The following is a 16661-nucleotide window of genomic DNA, read 5'->3' on the forward strand; positions in this document are numbered from 1 at the left end:
GTTCTCAGATGCGAACAGCCGGGGTCGCCCCCAGCCATCTCAGGACCGCGTCCGTACTCCCTCGGGCGTCGAGCTTGGCGTAGATGTTGCTGAGATTGTTGCGGACGGTCTTCTCGCTCAGCCGCAGCCGCAGCCCGATCTCCTGGGCGCCCAGGCCGGTCGACAGCAGCTCCATGATCTGCCGCTCGCGGGGCGAGAGCAGACTCCGCAGCCGTTCGATCGCCGCCCCGGCGACGGACACGCCCCTCGTCCCCTCCACGGACACCCGCTGGGCCCCTACCCGGAGGGCGGAGCACGCGATCGGCGAGAGGTAGGTGTGCCCGACCGTGGCCGCCACGACCGCCGAGGCGAGCATGCAGGTGCAGTAGTCGCCCTCGACCAGATATCCGGCCCCGCCCCGGAACACCTCCACCACGGTCTCCGTGTCCCGCCGGGGACTGACGACGATCACCGGAACGCTCACGGCTCCCATCGCCCCCAGCAGCACCGGAAGCTCGGTCGCCGGTTCCTCGCAGCACAGGACGACCACGTCCACGGCGCCTTCCTCGCGCAGCTCACTGTAGGGCGGGGCCACGCGCAACGCCCGCCCCACGTGCGGGTCTTCGGGGTCCGGCCAGTCCCCGTGCGGCCACTCCCCCTCGGCACAGGCGAGGGCGACGGACAGCCTGGGCGGGGCTGGGGACGCGGATGCCGACGCGGGCGGGAACGTGGTCGAGGACGTGGGTGAGTTGGGGTCGACGAGCCGGGAGGTGCGCACCGTGCATGTCCTTCCGCCGGAACCATGACGTCCGTACGTTCATACGTACGCACCCCGACGTGGACATGTTCAAAAATTCAAAGAGAACCGGTCAGGCTGTCAGACAGGTTTCCTTCCGGTTCCCGCTCCAGCAACGGGCCCACCTCGTCGCCGAACTGCCTTATCTGGTCGGTCAGTTCAGCCAGACTCCGGCTCCGGAACCGCACCTGGATCTGGTCCACACCCATCGCGCCGTACGCCCGCAGCGACTCGGCGAGCACTTCCGGCGCCCCGCTCAGCGTCCGCCGCCCGACGTCCCACCCGGGCTCACCGACGTACAGCGGCTCGGTGATGGCCCCGATGGTGAACGGGCCCTGGACGGCGGCCTCTTCGCGTATCCGGCGGATCCGTGCGAGCTGGTCCGGGAGCCGGTCGCGCGGGTCGCCCTGCGGCAGCCAGCCGTCGCCCTTGAGCGCCGCCCGGCGTACGGCGGCGGGGGACGACCCACCGACCCAGAGCGGTACGCGTTCCCGCACGGGCCGCGGACGCTGGCCGAGCCCTTCGAAGTCGTACAACTTGCCGTGGTGCTCGGGGAATTCGTCCGGCCCGAGCGCGGCGCGCAACGCATCGATCGTCTCGTCGAGTACGGCACCCCGGCGCTCGAAGTCGACCCCGAGGACCTCGAACTCCTCCTGTACGTGTCCCGCCCCGACCCCGAGGATCAGGCGCCCACCGGAGAGGTGGTCGAGGGTGGCGTACTGCTTGGCGGTGAGGAGAGGGTGCCGCAGGCCCACGACAGCGACGTGGCTGAGGAGTTGGACGCGTTCGGTGACGGCGGCGAGGTGGGCGAGGGTGGCGACGGGGTCATACCAGACAGTGCTCATCGCGGGGGCGAGTCGGCGCGGGATGGCCACGTGGTCGCAGCTCGCGACATAGGCGAAGCCGGCGCGGTCGGCGGCGCGGGCGATGTCGACGAGGCCGGCGGCACCGGCCGAGGTTTCCCAGGGTTCGGTGTACAGGGTCGACTGGGACTGGATGGGGAGCTGCATGCCGTAGCGGAGGCGGAGGGGCTCATCGGTGGGGGTCACGGGCGGGACCCTTTCTCTGACGGTCCGTCAACTATGCGTGCCGTGGCCATGGTTGCCGCTCGCGGTCTGTCCGACAAGGGGAATGCGGCGGTATCTCATCCGGTCGGGCACGACAGAAGCCGGTCCGGCACTCCGGAAGGAGGGAACCGGCCCTCTCACCGTCCGGTCAACAGGAACCGCAGGTACTTGCCCGTGCCGAGCGCGCCCCGTGTCTCCGTACGCGTGACCGCCAGTTCCGCCTCGACCCGCGCCCGTTCCGCCTCCGCGCCCGCCAACTGCTTTTGCCGCTGCAGGAGTTCGGCCCGCTTGCGCTGGGTCTCCATGGCGCGCTGCTGGCGCTGCCCGGTGAGACGGGCGCGTTCGTCGGTGATCCTTCGCTGCAGGGCCGCCTTCTTCTGCAGGGCCTCGGCCTCCGCCTGTTTGATCTCCGTCTTGTGGGTCCGCCGGAGTGTGGCGATGTCGGCCTTGATCTGGGCCTTCGCCGCCGGGGGCACCGTGGTCGGCGCGGAGGCCCTGGCCCGGTGTTCCAGTCCCTGCCGCCAGTCGCTGAGGGCGGTGGCGCGGGCCTCGCCGATGCCGGGCACCCGTATCCGCTGGCCACCGGGACGCACCAGGTACACGACGGACGGGTTGCGCGAGAAGTCCACGCCGATGAAGTCGGCCGCGCTGCGGATGCCCGCGTCCTGGAGGGCCCGCACCATCTTGGCGCCCATGTTGCTGAGCGACCGCGTCTCCTGGATCGACGTCCTGCGCAGCTTGTCCTGGATGTGTGCCCTGATCGCCGGCTCCAGCGCCTTGTCGAGCCGGAGCCGCTCCTTCGCCGCCAGCCCCGCCAACTGCTGCTGGGCCTGGTCCGTACGGCGGTTGAGGTCCATGGTGATACGGGCCTGGCCGTCGCGCAGCTCGATCTGCAGGGCCTGGATGCGCTGGTCCGAGGCCGTGTTGTCCTTGGCGAGGGCGTCGTCGAGGACGCGGATCTCCTTCTCCAGACGCTGACGGGCGCTCGCCGGGTCGGCCAGCTCACGGGAGCGGCGCTTGAGGTCGCGCACCCGCTTCCGTGCCGCCCTGCACTCGGGGCGCCTGCGTCGGCCGAGCCCGACCAGGGCGGCGGAGGTGAGCAGGGCCGCGCCCTGAGCGGCGGGCAGGACGTCCACCGGCTGGGCCGCGGCGAGGACGAGCGCGCCCGGGGCGGACGTAGTGAGCAGCGCCCCGAGGGCCGCGATCAGATCGCCGGGGCGGCGCTTGCCGAACGTGGCGAACCCGGCGCCCTGGGCGGCGGGCTGCTGTGCCGGAGTCGGCGCGGAGACGGAAGCGGAGGCGGAGGCGGAGGCGGACGCGGAGGCGGAGGCGGAGGCGGACGCGAAAGCCGTGGCGGCAGCGGACGCCGGGGCCGGGGCCGGCGGTGACACCCGTCCCGCCATCCAGGCCGGGACCCCGGAAACGGGCGCCGTCGACGCGGACGCGGACCCGGACCCGGCCGGCGTCCAGGAGGTGACTGTGGGGCGGCTGCCGCCCAGCCCGGTCCCGTAGCCCCCCGTACTCGCACCCGGCCCGGCACCGGACTTGGTGCCCGCACCTGAGCCCGTACCGGAACCGGTGCCCGCTGCCGACCGTTGGGCCGGAAGCCTCACGGCGTCGGCGGTCAGGGGTGGCACGGCGGATGTCGGCCTGCCGAGGAATCCCCGCACCCGGCCGGCCATGTCCCGTACTCGCTGGTCCGGGTGGCTCAGCAGGACCGGCCAGGCGAGGGAGGTCGCCGGTTCCTTGAAGTCCGCCTCGGAGAGGATCAGGAACTCGCCGTGTCTGTCGTGCAGTTGGGTCCAGAGGCCGGGGTCCGTGGCGACGGCGAGGAGGGCCAGTTCGATGGTCCAGGCGGAGAAGCGGTCCATGGCGGGGCCGAAGTCGGCGGCCGTACGGGAGGGCGACTGGTAGTTGCGGTGGCCGTTCTCGGTCGCCTGCTCGCCGCGCAGGGCGGGGACGTACATGCCGTCGTAGTCGACGAGGCGGAAGGTCCCGTCGGCGGCCACGAGGAGGTTGCCGTGCTGGAGGTCGCCGTGGGCGATGCCGCTTCGCTCCAGGTCGGCGGTCATGGCCAGGAACCGGTCGGCGAGCGCGTGCAGAAGGGCCGGGTCGTGGAGGTTGCGTTCGATCCAGCTGATGAGGCCGGTGCCCTGGACCCAGGTCATCTTGACCGCCGGATACCACTCGCGCCCCACCAGGACGCCCTGTTCCAGGAAGTCGAACCCGACCGGCCACGACTGGGACAACCCGAAGGGTCCGGCCGGTCCGCCCAGTCCGCCGAGGGCCGAGCTGATGGCGGAGTAGCGCTTGCCGAGGGTCGCGCTGTCCCGGGTGAAGCACTTCAGGGCGTACCGCTGCCCGTTCCTCGCCGTGATGGAGAAGACGCTCGCGAAGTTCCCGGAGATCGCCTTCGGGCCCAGTACCGGGTCCTGTTGGACCGTGCCGCCCCTCAGGTCGGAGTCGCTGAAGCACAGTTCAGGGTGTTGCAAGGCCTCCGCGTAGTTCGCTCCCGTCGGAAACCTCCGGGCCGAGCCGGTTCCGGGGGCACCGCCGGGGGACACCGCCATCTACGCCTCCGCTCCCAGCCTCGCCCGGACGAGCGTCACGTCATCGTTGCGCATCCGGGCGCGCGCCCGCTGGTCGTCCACCCAGTCGGTGAAGTCCTGCCGGTCGAAGGCGGCGAACGCCGGGAGATCCACGGTCTGGTCGGCATCTCCCCCGGCCTCCGGGGCGAGCAGCCAGGCCGCCAACGCGTCTGTGGCGAGCAGGAGTTCGTCGCCGGTCAACAACTCACCCGACGCCACCCGCATCCGTTTCGCGACGAGCCCCACATCATGGTTGCGGCTGCCGAGCAGCTGTGGGGTGATCCCGAACTCCTCGACCGTACGCAGCGGAAAGGAGTCGAGGAGGCGTCCGTCGCGCAGCTGGAACAGACAGCTGTCGCCGAGGGCGAAGGAGTACCAGAACCAGCGGGTCGTGCCGTCGTCGAGGACGGTGGCCCGGATCTCGGCCCCGAGCAGGGTGGCGAACGCGCCTTTTTCCAGGCCGGGTTGCTCGTACCAGGTGATGGGTCTGCCCTGGTCGGCGCGCTCGGCCTGGTAGCGGGTGAGGAAGGCGTCCCAGTGCAGTGCGGAGCGCTCCATCAAGTCTCGTACGAACGTGCCGGGTTCCTGCCACCAGTCACCGGCGAGGCGCATCGACTCGACGGCGTCACGGACCAGGAGCGCGGCCCAGTCACGGGCGAGCAGGCTCTCCGAGGCGCCGTCGGACACCGAGGCGTACAGGGACGCGGCGGCCCGTCCGGCGCTGTCGACGCCCGCCTCGCCGGACTGCCAGACGTACGCGGCGTCCTCGCACTCCTGCTCGCTGCTGCCCGACTTCTGCGTCCACAACCACTGCGCCCGCGGCAGCGCCGGGATGTCCCCCATGGTCAGCGCAGCTCCGTCGCACGGGTGCCGATGTCGAGGAACTCCACGATGGACACGATGTCGGCGTTGTAGACGAATCCCCGGGTCGTCTCGCTGACGTGGTGGCCCTGCGAGGCGGCGTACGAGCGCATGTGACTGGGCAGCACGCTGGACATCTGGAACAGCAACTTGGCGTAGGTGTCCGGCAGTTGCTCTTCGTTGTCCGGGAAGGTGATGGGGGCGCCGCCGCTGCCGGAGACGTGCAGGTTGAAGAGGAGGACCGGGCCGTCGGCGGTGGCGTGCGAGGCCAGGCCGATGGCGGCGCTGGTCGGGTCGCCGTCGGTGGACTCCCCGTCGGTGAGGTTGAGGACGATGGGCGGGAAGCCGCTGGGGTGCGCGTCGACCCAGTTGGACACGAGCTTGTCCGCGTAGTCGAGGGCGCGCGTCATCGGCGTGCCGCCGTTGGTCACCGGGTCCATCCACACGGGGAACTGCACGGACGTCTCGACCAGTCCGCCGGCGCCGTCCGGCACCTTCTTGGTACGGCTCTCCACCCGCGCCGGGTTGTTGGCGACCTCGCCGAGCGGGACGAGGTCGCGGCCGGCGAGGGCGCCCTGGTAGGCGGAGCCGACGTGCTGATGGCCGTAGCCGATCACGGCGACGTGGAAGTAGTCGCGTACGCCTTCCTCCTTGGCGCACTTGACCGACAGTTCCGTCAGCAGCCGGTTGATGGCGTTGGACACGACCTCGGCGCGCGGCTGTGTCGTCTCACCGCTCGCCATGGGATCGCTCATGGAGGCGGACTGGTCCACGAGGAAGAGGAAACACCCCGGGTTGGTCCGGCTGATCTCGGCGGTGTACGGCAACGGACGGCCCCCGTTTTCCCTGTGCTGCGATCGCTGCGGTCGCTGCGGACGCTAGGGGGGCAGCCGCGTTCGGCAGCACGCCTTCACAGTCCGACCACTTGGCCCCCCAAGGAAGTTCACGGTACCGGATGACCAGCGGCGCTATGGGTTCTACGCCGTTTCTCCCGCTACGCCGCACTCCCCGGACGCCACAGGCCGTCCGGTGTCAGCCCCAGCAGCTCGATCGCGTTTCCTCGTACGATCCGCTCCACGACCTCCGGGTCCAGGTGCCCCATCTGCCTCTCGCCGACCTCCCGCGAGCCGGGCCAGGTGGAGTCGGAGTGGGGGTAGTCGGTCTCGTAGAGGACGTTGCCGACGCCGATCGAGTCGAGGTTCCTCAGCCCGAAGGCGTCGTCGAAGAAGCAGCCGTAGACGTGCTCGGCGAACAGCTCGGACGGCGGCCGGTGGACCTTGTCGGCGACTCCGCCCCAGCCCCGGTTCTCCTCCCAGACCACGTCCGCGCGCTCCAGGATGTACGGGATCCAGCCGATCTGGCCCTCCGCGTACATGATCTTCAGCTGCGGGAAGCGTTCGAACTTGCCGCTCATCAGCCAGTCGACCATCGAGAAGCAGCAGTTGGCGAAGGTGATGGTGGATCCGACGGCGGGCGGCGCGTCGGCGGAGGTGGACGGCATCCGGCTCGACGAGCCGATGTGCATCGCGATGACCGTCCCCGTCTCGGCGCAGGCGGCGAGGAAGGGGTCCCAGTCGTCGCCGTGGACCGAGGGCAGGCCGAGGTGCGGGGGGATCTCGGAGAAGGCGACCGCGCGGACACCCCGGGCGGCGTTGCGCCGGACCTCGGCGGCGGCCAACTCCGCGTCCCAGAGCGGGATGAGGGTGAGGGGGATGAGGCGCCCCTGGGCCTGCGGCCCGCACCACTCCTCCACCATCCAGTCGTTGTACGCGCGTACGCCGAGCAGTCCGAGTTCGTGGTCCTTGGCCTCGGTGAAGGTCTGGCCGCAGAAGCGCGGGAAGGTCGGGAAGCAGACGGCGGACTGGACGTGGTTGATGTCCATGTCGGCCAGTCGCTGCGGGACGTCGTAGGAACCGGGGCGCATCTGCTCGTAGGTGATGACTTCGAGTTTGATCTCGTCCCGGTCGTAGCCGACGGCGGTGTCGAGGCGGGTGAGAGGGCGCTGCAGGTTCTCGTAGATCCACCAGTCGCCGATCGGGCCGTCGTCGCCGGGTTCGCCCATGACAGGCTTGAACCGGCCGCCGAGGAAGGACATCTCCTTCAGGGGCGCGCGGACCACGCGGGGGCCTGTGTCCAGGTATTTCTTCGGCAGCCGGTCCTGCCAGACATCGGGGGGCTCCACCGTGTGGTCGTCCACCGAGATGATCTTCGGGAAGGTGCTCGCCGTCTCCGTACTCTCCACAGTCGCCTCCACGGTCGTCTCCATGACAGGCACGGTAGCGCCGATCTGACGAACCGTCAGCTATGCGGTCACGCGTCCCTTTCTGTGGATCCCCGTGCGGAGACCGTGTGAGAACCCTGTAATACCTCGTGCGCCGACCTGTGATCGCTGTCTCGACAGCTGACGCATACGCCGGAGACAAGGCAAACTGACGTCCTGGTCTTGATGTTCGGCAGGGAGCGGTGATGGGTGACATACCGGCTGTACCGCGGGTGCCGGCACAGCGGGATCCCAGGGACACTCCCGGGGCATCCCTGACGGACTCCCCGGCGGACTCTCCGGCGGCGCTGCGCTTCGGCGTGCTCGGACCGGTGCGGGCCTGGCGCGACGAGGAGCTCCTGCCCACCGGGTCCCCGCAGCAACGGGCGCTGCTCGCCGCGCTGTTGCTGCGCGAGGGCCGGACGGCGACGGCGGCCGAGCTGATCGACGCACTGTGGGGCGAGGACCCGCCGCCACAGGCGCTGGCGGCGGTACGGACGTACGCGTCCCGGCTGCGGAAGGTGCTGGGCGCCTGGGTGCTGGTGAGCGAGTCGGGCGGGTACGCGATCCGTTCGCTCGCCGAGGGCGCGCTGGATCTGACGGTGGCGCAGGAACTGGCAGCGGAGGCGGAGAAGTCCAGGAGCACCGGGGATCTGCGCCATGCGCGCGAGGTCCTCAACCAGGCGCTGGACCTGTGGGACGGCAAGCCGCTGGCGGGCATTCCGGGTCCGTACGCGGACACCCAGCGGGCCCGGTTGGAGGAGTGGCTACTGCAACTCCTCGAATCGCGCCTCGACATGGACCTCGATCAGGGCTGCCACGCGGAGTCGGTCAGCGAGTTGACCGCCCTGACGGCCGAGCATCCCCTCCGTGAGCGGCTGCGCGAGCTGCTGATGCTGGCGCTGTACCGCAGCGGGCGGCAGGCCGAGGCTCTGGCGGTGTACGCGGACACGCGCCGTCTCCTCGCCGACGAGCTCGGTGTCGATCCCCGGCCCGGCCTCAAGGAGTTGCAGCAGCGCATACTCCAGGCGGACCCGGGGCTCGCCGAGCCCTCCGCCCCGCTCGCCGCCGAACCCGCCCCGGCCCTCGTCCGCCCCGCGCAACTCCCGGCCACCGTGCCGGACTTCACGGGCCGCGCCGCGTTCGTCTCGGAGCTGAGCAAGGTTCTGTCGTCCGCGTCGTCGGCGTCGTCGGAACAGGGCCGGGTGATGGCCGTGTCCGCGCTGGCCGGAATCGGGGGCGTGGGCAAGACGACCCTCGCCGTCCATGTGGCCCACCAGACCCGCTCGGCCTTCCCCGACGGGCAGTTGTACGTCGACCTCCAGGGCGCCGGTACGCAGGCGGCCGAGCCGGTGACGGTCCTCGGGGCCTTCCTGCGCGCCCTCGGCACGGCCGACTCGGCGATCCCGGACTCGCTGGAGGAACGCGCGGCCCTGTACCGCTCGGTGCTGGACGGCCGCCGCGTCCTGGTCCTGCTGGACAACGCCCGTGACGCCGCCCAGGTACGTCCGCTGCTGCCCGGCATGGAGGGCTGCGCGGCCCTGGTCACCTCCCGGGTCCGGATGGTGGACCTGGCCGGCGCCCATCTCGTCGACCTGGACGTCATGTCCCCCGAGGAGGCCCTCCAGCTGTTCACGAAGATCGTGGGCACGGAGAGGGTCGCCGCGGAGCGCAAGGCCGCCCTGGACGTGGTGGCGGCCTGCGGTTTCCTGCCGCTGGCGATCAGGATCGCGGCCTCCCGGCTGGCGGCCCGCAGAACCTGGACGGTGTCCGTCCTCGCCGAGAAGCTGGGCGACGAACGCCGCCGCCTGGACGAGCTCCAGGCCGGCGACCTCGCGGTGAAAGCGACCTTCGAGCTGGGCTACGGCGCCCTGGACGGCCAACAGGCCCGCGCGTTCCGGTTGTTGGGCCTCGCCGACGGTCCGGACATCTCGCTCGCGGCGGCGGCGGCCGTACTGGGACTGCCGGTCGACGAGGCGGAGGAGGTCCTGGAGTCCCTGGTGGACACCTCGCTGCTGGAATCGGCGGCGCCGGGTCGCTACCGCTACCACGACCTCGTACGACTCTACGCGCGTTCCTGCGCCGAGCGGGACGAACACCCGCCCGGCGAACGGGAGTCGGCGATGTCCCGGCTGCTCGACTTCTACCTCTCGACGGTCGCCGCGACCTACCGCGTGCAGCGACCCGAGGACAGGCTCGTCGACCACCTGGAGCACACGGAGTACCCGGGGCTGACGTTCGCCGACAGTCACGCCGCGCAGGACTGGGTGCACGCGGAGGCGGTGTGCGTGCTGGCCTGCGTCCGCCAGTCCGCGACCCGCCGGAACATGCTCGGCCGGGCCGCCGACGTGCTGTGGGCCGCGGTCGAACTGGCCGAGTCCGGCACCAACTCCCGGGAGTACGAGGCGGTCGCGGCGATCGTGCGGGACGCGGCACGGTCCGCCGGTGACTCCCGTACGGAAGCCCGCGTCCTGACCGCGCTGGCCTTCGTGCACTGCTTCTCGAGCAGCCGTTTCGATGTCGCCATCCAGGAGTCGGAACGGGCATCGGAGTTGGCCCTCGCGGCCGACGACCGCCTCACCGCCTGCTGGTCGTCCAACATCAGCGGTGTAGTGGCCCTCTACCAGAACCGGCACGCCTCGGGCGAGGCCCACCTCACCCGGGCCATCGAGAGCTTCCGCGACTGCGCGGACCGCCCCGGCGAGGCCAGCGCGCTGTGCAACCTCTCCCGCATCCACCTCGCCACGGGCCGCACCGACAGCGCGGTCGCCCTGGCCGAGCAGGGCACGGCGATGTACGACGCGATGGGCCACGCCCTGCGAGGAGCGAACGGCCGGTACGCACTCGGCCTGGCGCTCACCCAGAGCGGCCGTCTGACGGAGGCCGCCGGCCATCTCGACGAGGCCCTGCGGGTGTTCCGGGACAGCAGGCAGCGCCTCTGGGAGGGCATGACCCTGTTCCGCCTCGCCGAGGTCGATCTCGCGGCGGCCCGTTCGGCACGGGCGGCGGCCAACGCCGAGCTGGCGCTGACAGTGCTGCGCGGCATCGGCGGCGAGTGGCGACGCGGCAACGTCCTCACGGTCCTCGGCCGCGCCCTGCACGGCATCGGGCAGCTGGACCGTGCCAAGGTGTGCTGGCAGGACGCGCTCGGCATCTTCGAGTCGCTGGAGGCACCGGAGGCGGACGCGGTGCGGGGGTTACTGGGGCAGGCGACGCGTACGACCTGCTGAGGGTTGCTCGGGCGTACGGAACAGGACCCGGACCCGGGCCACGTTCATCATTCGTTTATCGCGGTCCGGCAGGCTCGTCCCTGTCGAGCCGTCGCGTCGGGGGGCAGGCGGATCGACAGGGGGCCGGACCTTTTAGGGTGAACCGGCCCAGGGGCCCGCCCCGCAGTCCGCGGGGGAGTCGCGGGGCGGGCCCTCAGTACACCGTCACCATTATCGGGGAGACAGCAACATGAGCGACGAGACCAAGACGAACGACATCCACGCGACGAGCGAGCCGGTCACCGCCACCACTCTGGGCGACATCCACGCGACGACCGAACCGGCCAAGCAGACCAAGACCACGGCGACGATCCTGGGCGACATCCACGCCACGACGGAGCCGGTCACCGCCAAGCCGAACGACATCCACGCGACGGACGAGCCGGTCTGAGCCACCGGCTCCCACAGACGCAACACCTGCACACGGGGAACGACCGCGGCGGCGCGGAGGGGGAGCCGCCGCGGTCGTGGTGTTTCGCGGGGGCGGCGAACCAAACAACGTGCACGATCTCGCAAAGCTTCCCTATTGCCACCCGATTCCGCTCACGGCCTCCCCGACCGCAGCCTGAATTTACATTGCCGAAATACACGGTACGATCCGCCCGAAATACGCGGTGCGATCCGCGTCCATACGCGTTGCGGGCCGTCTGTTTTTCGCCAGGTTTCCGAAAGTAATCCCTTGCGTGCGACTCCTGCCGATAGCTACGATCTCTCGGCAGGGGGGTCCACGCAACTATTTCGTTGACGTGTCGATTGAGGTGAAACGCGCTTCGCTGCGCAGAAGTTCGCGGCGGACCCCTCTCGACCGTGAATTGATTAACATGTTCTCATTCGATTCCCGGCGACAACACCAGGAATGGACATGGGCGTGTCGGGGGATCCTTGAAAATCGGGAGTGCATCCATGGGGAAAAAAGAATATGTACTGCTGCTCGGAGCCGACCAGTATCTTCGTGAACGGGCCTTCTCGGGGGCGAAACAGGCTGTCGATCTCCCCGTCTGGGCGGCTGCGGAGGATTCCGTACGCAAGCTCAATCGCACGTTCGACAACATGCTGTCGGCCGATCCCAAGGACTCGGACTCCCTGCTGAGTGCCATCCGCGCACAGTCCGCACAGGGCTGGCACCCCAGAATGGTCGTGCCGCTCAACGACTGGACGGTGGATTCGGCGAACACCGTGAACCGCGCCCTGGGACTGGGCGGACTGGACGCGACCACCGTGGCCAACGCGCGGAACAAGTACGCCATGAAGCAGGCCTTCCTGGCCGCCGGCGTCCGGGCCCCCGACTCCCGGCTCGTGCAGTCGGAGCAGGAGTTGCTCGACGCCGTCGAGTCGGTCGGTCTGCCCGTCGTCATCAAGCCGTACGACTTCGGCGGCAGCGGCGGAGTCGTCCTCGCCACCACGCGCGAGGAGGCGGTCGCGGGTCTCGCGGAGTCGAAGGCCGTCATCGCGCAGTACGGATCGGCGTTCAACATCCTCGGCGACAAGTACCTCGTCGAGCAGTTCATCGACTCCGACGACGAGGTGTCCGTCGAGGTCCTCTGCGGCGCCGGCCGCGCACAGGTCCTCGCGGTGACCGAGAAGTACCTCTCCCCCCGCCCCTGGTTCGCCGAGGTCGCCCACCTGGTGCCGAGCCACCGCACGGGAGACCCGGCTCTGACCGACCTCGCCGTACGCGCCTGTACGGCGCTGGGCATCGACCGGGGTCTCGCCCATGTGGAGATCAAGTTCGACGCGGACGGCACGGCCTGGGTGATCGAGGTCGCCGCCCGGCCCGGCGGCGACGGGATCATGGACCAGGTCGAGCGGGCGTACTCGCTCAACCCCTACCGGCTGCACGTCGGCTCGTATCTCGGCGCCGACCTCCTTGACGTCGTGGCCGGCGCGGAACCCACCAGGACCTCGGCGATCGCGTTCCTCAAGGCCGCGCCCGGACGGATCCTGGACGTCCTCGACGGGAAGCCGCTGCCGCCCGAGGTGCGGAGCATCAACATCAGCGCCAAGCCGGGTGATCTCTCCCAGGCCGCCAAGAACTGGAGCACCAGGGAGGGCCTCGTAGAACTCGAATGGGACGAGCTGTTCGGCGAGAAGACCCCGCTGCCGGTGACCGTGGCGAACGAGCTGGCCGACCAGATCTTCGTGAGCGGTGAGTCGGTCGGCGAGTGAAGCGGTACACGCTGTACTCCGGTCTCTACCGGTTCTTCAACGGAGTGGTGCTGCTGCTCCTGAACTGGCACATCGCTTCCTCGCAGGGGGGAGGCTATGACGCGCTCGCCATCTCGACGGCGCTGTCCTTCGTGCCCGCCGTCTTCGTTCCGCCGCTGATCCGCTTCAGTCCGATCGCCGGCGGGGCCAGGATGACCGCCGCGGGGCTCACCGGGGTCTCCCTGACCCTGCTCCTGATCGCGGCCGCCTACGACCATGTGCACGTGGTGGTGGCCCTGAACTTCGTTCTGTGGATCTTCTTCTTCTTCCTGGAATCGACCTGGGAAGTCTGGTTCAACGACGAGGCGTCCGGGCTCGACGGCGTCGTCCTGCGCAGAAACAGCTCGCTGACGATGACCGTCAACCAGGTCGCGCTCATGGTCGGCCCACTGTTCGCACCGCTGTTCACACGCGTGGTCCGGGCCGAGTGGGTGGTGGTCGTCTGCGCCGTCCTGTTCGCCGCTGTCGCCGTCATGAGTCTGGGAGCGCACCGGTCGGCGGCCTCGACGGAGCAGCCACAGCAGGAGGCCGGGCCGAGCAGCCCGGGCAGCCTCAGCGTCCTGTACCTCCTCGCCTTCATGCTCGTCTGGCCCATCCTGGGAACGTTCAACCTGATGCTGCCGTTGCAGGCCCTCGCCAACGGCAGGAGCATGCTCACCGTCGGCATCATGGACATGTTTCTCGGCATCGGAATGGCTGTTGCAGGAACCTTCCTGCACCGCCTGACGAAAAGCCTCGGGTCCTGGGTACTGGTGGGAGCCGCGGTCGCCGTGACCGCCGCGATGGCGCTCTGGTTCGCCGTCCCGGCGTTCGGGGTGCCGCAGATGGTCGCCATCTTCGCCCTCGGCTGCGCCTTCGGCTCCCTGCGGGTGATCCTTCGCGCGGAAGCGGCGTCGGCTTTCTCGCCCCGGCAGGTCGGTGCGATCGTCGCGAACGCCAACGCCTCCTCCCTCGTGCTGCTGGCCGCGGTCCTGGCGGGCGGACGGTACGTCTCCACCCACATCTGGGTGGCCCCGTTCGCACTGACGCTGCTGCTTGTTCTCGCGTTCCACGGAATTCGCAAGGTCCAGAGCAGTCGACTCATACCGATCGAGGTGGCCGAATGACAGTGCTCACCGATTCCCGAGGCGTTCCCCAGCTGGTCGAACAACCGTCGGACATCGCGTTCGTCGAGAGCGCGATCGTCCAACTCGTCTCCATGAAACTGGACCACGAACGATGTCGCCGGTCCTTCCGGTCCGCACCGCCCGTCGCAGTCCAACTGATGCTCGCCGTGGACCTGCTGTCCTCCATGGAGCGGCCGGCGGCTCTGCGGGCCGCGTCGATCCACGCCTCCCTCGTCGAGACCGACCCGGTCGAGCCACGGACCAGGGCGATGCTCTCCGCCATCGGTTCCTGGGCCGCGGGAGACCTGGTCGCCGCCCGGAACGGCTTCCAGGGCATCGTCGACACGTATCCCGGCGATGCCGTGTCGATCTACACCGTGCACATGCTGGACTTTTACCTCGGCGACGCTCCGCACATGCCGGCGCCGACGGCGAAGGCCATCGAGGTCTTCGCGGCGGACGACCCGGTCATCGGCTACCTCAACGGGCTGCACGCGTTCGCACTTGAGGAGAACGGTCAGATCACCGCGGCGATCGAACGCTGCCGGATCGCCCTGGCACACAACCCCGACGACATCTACGCGATGCACGCGATGGTGCACTGCCTCTACGAGACGGGCCGCCACGACGAAGGCGCCCGCTACATCCGGGAGTACATGCGCGGCCGGGACAGCTCGACTCCGATGCGGATCCACATCTGGTGGCACTACGCGTTGTTCGAGCTCTACGCCGACAACTTCCAGGAAGTACTGGCGTGTTACCGCGTCGGCATCCGCAGGAAGACGTCGCTGCGGTCGGCCGAGGACCTCGACGCCGTCACGCTTCTGTGGCGTCTCGCCCTGGTCAGGCCGTCGCTCGACCTCTCCGCCTACTGGCGGTCGCTCTACCAGGACTGGGAGCCCTACCTGGAGGAGAGCTGGTACCTCTTCAACGACTTCCACGCGTACATCACGTACTGCCAGGTCGGTGAGTACGGCCGTGCCGACTCCCTCATGGAGGCGGTCCGGGCCCGCGGTGAGGCGATGTCCGAGGAAATGACCGACATATTCCTCGGCTTCCGGTCCTTCACGACCGGCGACTACGAGGATGCCGCGACCCGACTGGCCAGGTCCTTCCATCACGCGTTCCCGATGGGCGGCAGCAACGCGCAGCGCGACGTCATCGAACTCACCGCCATCGAGGCGGCACTTCGCTGCCAGAACCACGAAGTCGCGCGGCACATCCGCGACTTCGGCCGGATCTTCCGGCATCAGAGCCCCGTAGTCCAGGAGTACGAAAACCGCCTGGCGGCTCTGCGCACATCCGAAAACCACACACAGGGGGTACTGAAGTGAGCCACTTCCAGGGAATTCTCGACGGAGCCGCGCCCGAGGGCACACAGCCGGTCGAGATCAAGCTCGCCGACCGGCAGACGGTCTGGCAGCTGGACAGCTCAGCCGGCTTCGCCGCCAAGGTGACCCAGGGCCGAGCAGCGATCTTCATATGCGACAAGACAGCCGCGCTGACCCTGGACACACTGAAGGAGTGTTGTTCGCCCTTCGGGGTGGGCGAGCCGGTCGAGTGCGACGAGTCGCAGTACATTCTCGCGATCGGACTGCTCGACGACACCACGCTCATGGTTCTGGGCTCGGATGCGGACGTCACGGCCTCGCCGGTGGAGTTCTCCCCCACCAGTGACGACGTACGGAGCATCGTCGGCACGATCGGCGACTACTACTACGGCTACGAGGACCGCTACCGGACCGTCTACGAGAACGGCGCCGAACTGTGGGAGTCGGGGGAGCCGAACGCCTCGCTCCTCCAGCTGATCCGGGAGCGCCCGGACGTCTTCGCCGGGCAGATCATCGACCTGGGCTGCGGCGAGGGACGCGACTCCCTGTACCTGTTGTCACAGGGACACGACGTCGTCTCGGTCGACGTGTCGCACTCGGCCCTGACTCGCGCGCGTGAGCTGGCCACCGCCGCGAACCTGGACGCCTCGGGGTTCGTGGAGCGCGACATCATCTACCTCCGCGGCTTCGGTGAGAACAGCTTCGACCTCGCCATGAACATGGGCTGCCTCCACATGCTCGTCGACGAGGAGCAGCGAGGCAGCCACATCTCCCGCGTCTTCGACATCCTCCGCCCGGGCGGACACTTCGTCGTGGACCACTGCGCGAGCGAGTGGGGCAAGGGCTTCTTCTCGATTCCGGACTACGAGGAGGTCGCCGACGACATGGTTCCGGGCCGGGTGATCTCCAGGCGGATCCGGGTCGCGGACGGCGAGAAGAACATCGGCCTGGAGGTGCTCCCCTTCTCGGAGCGCTCCGGTGACGCCCTGGCCGAGGAGATCAGCCGGTACGGCTTCAGCCTGGTGAGCAGCACGCACACCGACACCGAGGCGTTCGGATCCTCGGCGATGCTCCTGTTCCAGAAGCCGGCGGACGGGAAGCCGACTTCCTGATCCAGCCCCGACCGGCCAGGACCGAAAGCGGCGGCCCTCCGGTTCCCCCCAGGGATCCGGAGGGCCGCCGCTTTCGTTCATGTCCCG

12 protein-coding genes are annotated in these 16661 nt (G+C 69.4%); 6 read left to right on the plus strand and 6 right to left on the minus strand.

The features are described 5' to 3' along the window. Positions 1-4 precede the first annotated feature (4 nt). The 6 genes from QA861_RS18945 to QA861_RS18970 form a co-directional block, all read right to left on the minus strand. The gene (locus tag QA861_RS18945) at positions 5-757 is read right to left on the minus strand and encodes a response regulator transcription factor (RefSeq protein WP_443041507.1); all 753 of its coding nucleotides are present in this window, start codon (positions 755-757) and stop codon (positions 5-7) included. Between the two features lie 77 nt (positions 758-834). Continuing rightward, complete coding sequence (locus QA861_RS18950; protein ID WP_334590619.1) at positions 835-1785, minus strand: LLM class F420-dependent oxidoreductase; 951 nt, start codon at positions 1783-1785, stop codon at positions 835-837. Between the two features lie 194 nt (positions 1786-1979). After that, positions 1980-4334: a hypothetical protein gene (locus tag QA861_RS18955; protein ID WP_334589511.1), complete on the minus strand. Its 2355-nt coding sequence runs from the start codon at positions 4332-4334 to the stop codon at positions 1980-1982. A 78-nt stretch (positions 4335-4412) separates the two neighbouring features. Next, the gene (locus QA861_RS18960; RefSeq protein ID WP_334589512.1) at positions 4413-5273 is read right to left on the minus strand and encodes a hypothetical protein; all 861 of its coding nucleotides are present in this window, start codon (positions 5271-5273) and stop codon (positions 4413-4415) included. A gap of 2 nt (positions 5274-5275) precedes the next feature. Beyond that, entirely contained in the window at positions 5276-6118 is an 843-nt protein-coding gene (locus QA861_RS18965; RefSeq protein ID WP_334589513.1) for a vWA domain-containing protein, read from the minus strand. Between the two features lie 167 nt (positions 6119-6285). After that, positions 6286-7557, minus strand: a complete 1272-nt coding sequence (locus QA861_RS18970; protein WP_334589514.1) for an amidohydrolase family protein — start codon at positions 7555-7557, stop codon at positions 6286-6288. Positions 7558-7757: 200 nt separating this feature from the next. Here QA861_RS18970 and afsR point away from each other — a divergent pair, with 200 nt between their 5' ends. The 6 genes from afsR (at position 7758) to QA861_RS19000 (ending at position 16574) form a co-directional block, all read left to right on the plus strand. After that, complete coding sequence (gene afsR, locus QA861_RS18975) at positions 7758-10781, plus strand: SARP-family global regulator AfsR (protein ID WP_334589515.1); 3024 nt, start codon at positions 7758-7760, stop codon at positions 10779-10781. Positions 10782-11010: 229 nt separating this feature from the next. After that, positions 11011-11211, plus strand: a complete 201-nt coding sequence (locus tag QA861_RS18980; RefSeq protein WP_334589516.1) for a hypothetical protein — start codon at positions 11011-11013, stop codon at positions 11209-11211. A gap of 512 nt (positions 11212-11723) precedes the next feature. After that, positions 11724-12986 (plus strand): ATP-grasp domain-containing protein, encoded by a 1263-nt coding sequence (locus tag QA861_RS18985; protein WP_334589517.1) that lies wholly within the window; start codon positions 11724-11726, stop codon positions 12984-12986. Then, positions 12983-14131 (plus strand): MFS transporter, encoded by a 1149-nt coding sequence (locus QA861_RS18990; RefSeq protein ID WP_334589518.1) that lies wholly within the window; start codon positions 12983-12985, stop codon positions 14129-14131. The genes QA861_RS18985 and QA861_RS18990 overlap by 4 nt, the downstream gene beginning before the upstream one ends. Further along, complete coding sequence (locus QA861_RS18995) at positions 14128-15465, plus strand: tetratricopeptide repeat protein (protein ID WP_334589519.1); 1338 nt, start codon at positions 14128-14130, stop codon at positions 15463-15465. Before QA861_RS18990 ends, QA861_RS18995 begins: the two co-directional genes overlap by 4 nt. Continuing rightward, entirely contained in the window at positions 15462-16574 is a 1113-nt protein-coding gene (locus QA861_RS19000) for a class I SAM-dependent methyltransferase (protein WP_334589520.1), read from the plus strand. Before QA861_RS18995 ends, QA861_RS19000 begins: the two co-directional genes overlap by 4 nt. The last annotated feature ends 87 nt before the right edge of the window (positions 16575-16661 follow it).

The organism is Streptomyces sp. B21-083 (assembly GCF_036898825.1).
Classification (GTDB): domain Bacteria; phylum Actinomycetota; class Actinomycetes; order Streptomycetales; family Streptomycetaceae; genus Streptomyces.

Coding starts and splice junctions, on each gene's coding strand:
- QA861_RS18950 (WP_334590619.1), bottom strand. CDS start 1,785: ATGCAGCTCCCCATCCAGTCCCAGTCGACCCTGTACACCGAACCCTGG.
- QA861_RS18960 (WP_334589512.1), bottom strand. CDS start 5,273: ATGGGGGACATCCCGGCGCTGCCGCGGGCGCAGTGGTTGTGGACGCAG.
- QA861_RS18985 (WP_334589517.1), top strand. CDS start 11,724: ATGGGGAAAAAAGAATATGTACTGCTGCTCGGAGCCGACCAGTATCTT.
- QA861_RS18995 (WP_334589519.1), top strand. CDS start 14,128: ATGACAGTGCTCACCGATTCCCGAGGCGTTCCCCAGCTGGTCGAACAA.
- QA861_RS18980 (WP_334589516.1), top strand. CDS start 11,011: ATGAGCGACGAGACCAAGACGAACGACATCCACGCGACGAGCGAGCCG.
- afsR (WP_334589515.1), top strand. CDS start 7,758: ATGGGTGACATACCGGCTGTACCGCGGGTGCCGGCACAGCGGGATCCC.
- QA861_RS18970 (WP_334589514.1), bottom strand. CDS start 7,557: ATGGAGACGACCGTGGAGGCGACTGTGGAGAGTACGGAGACGGCGAGC.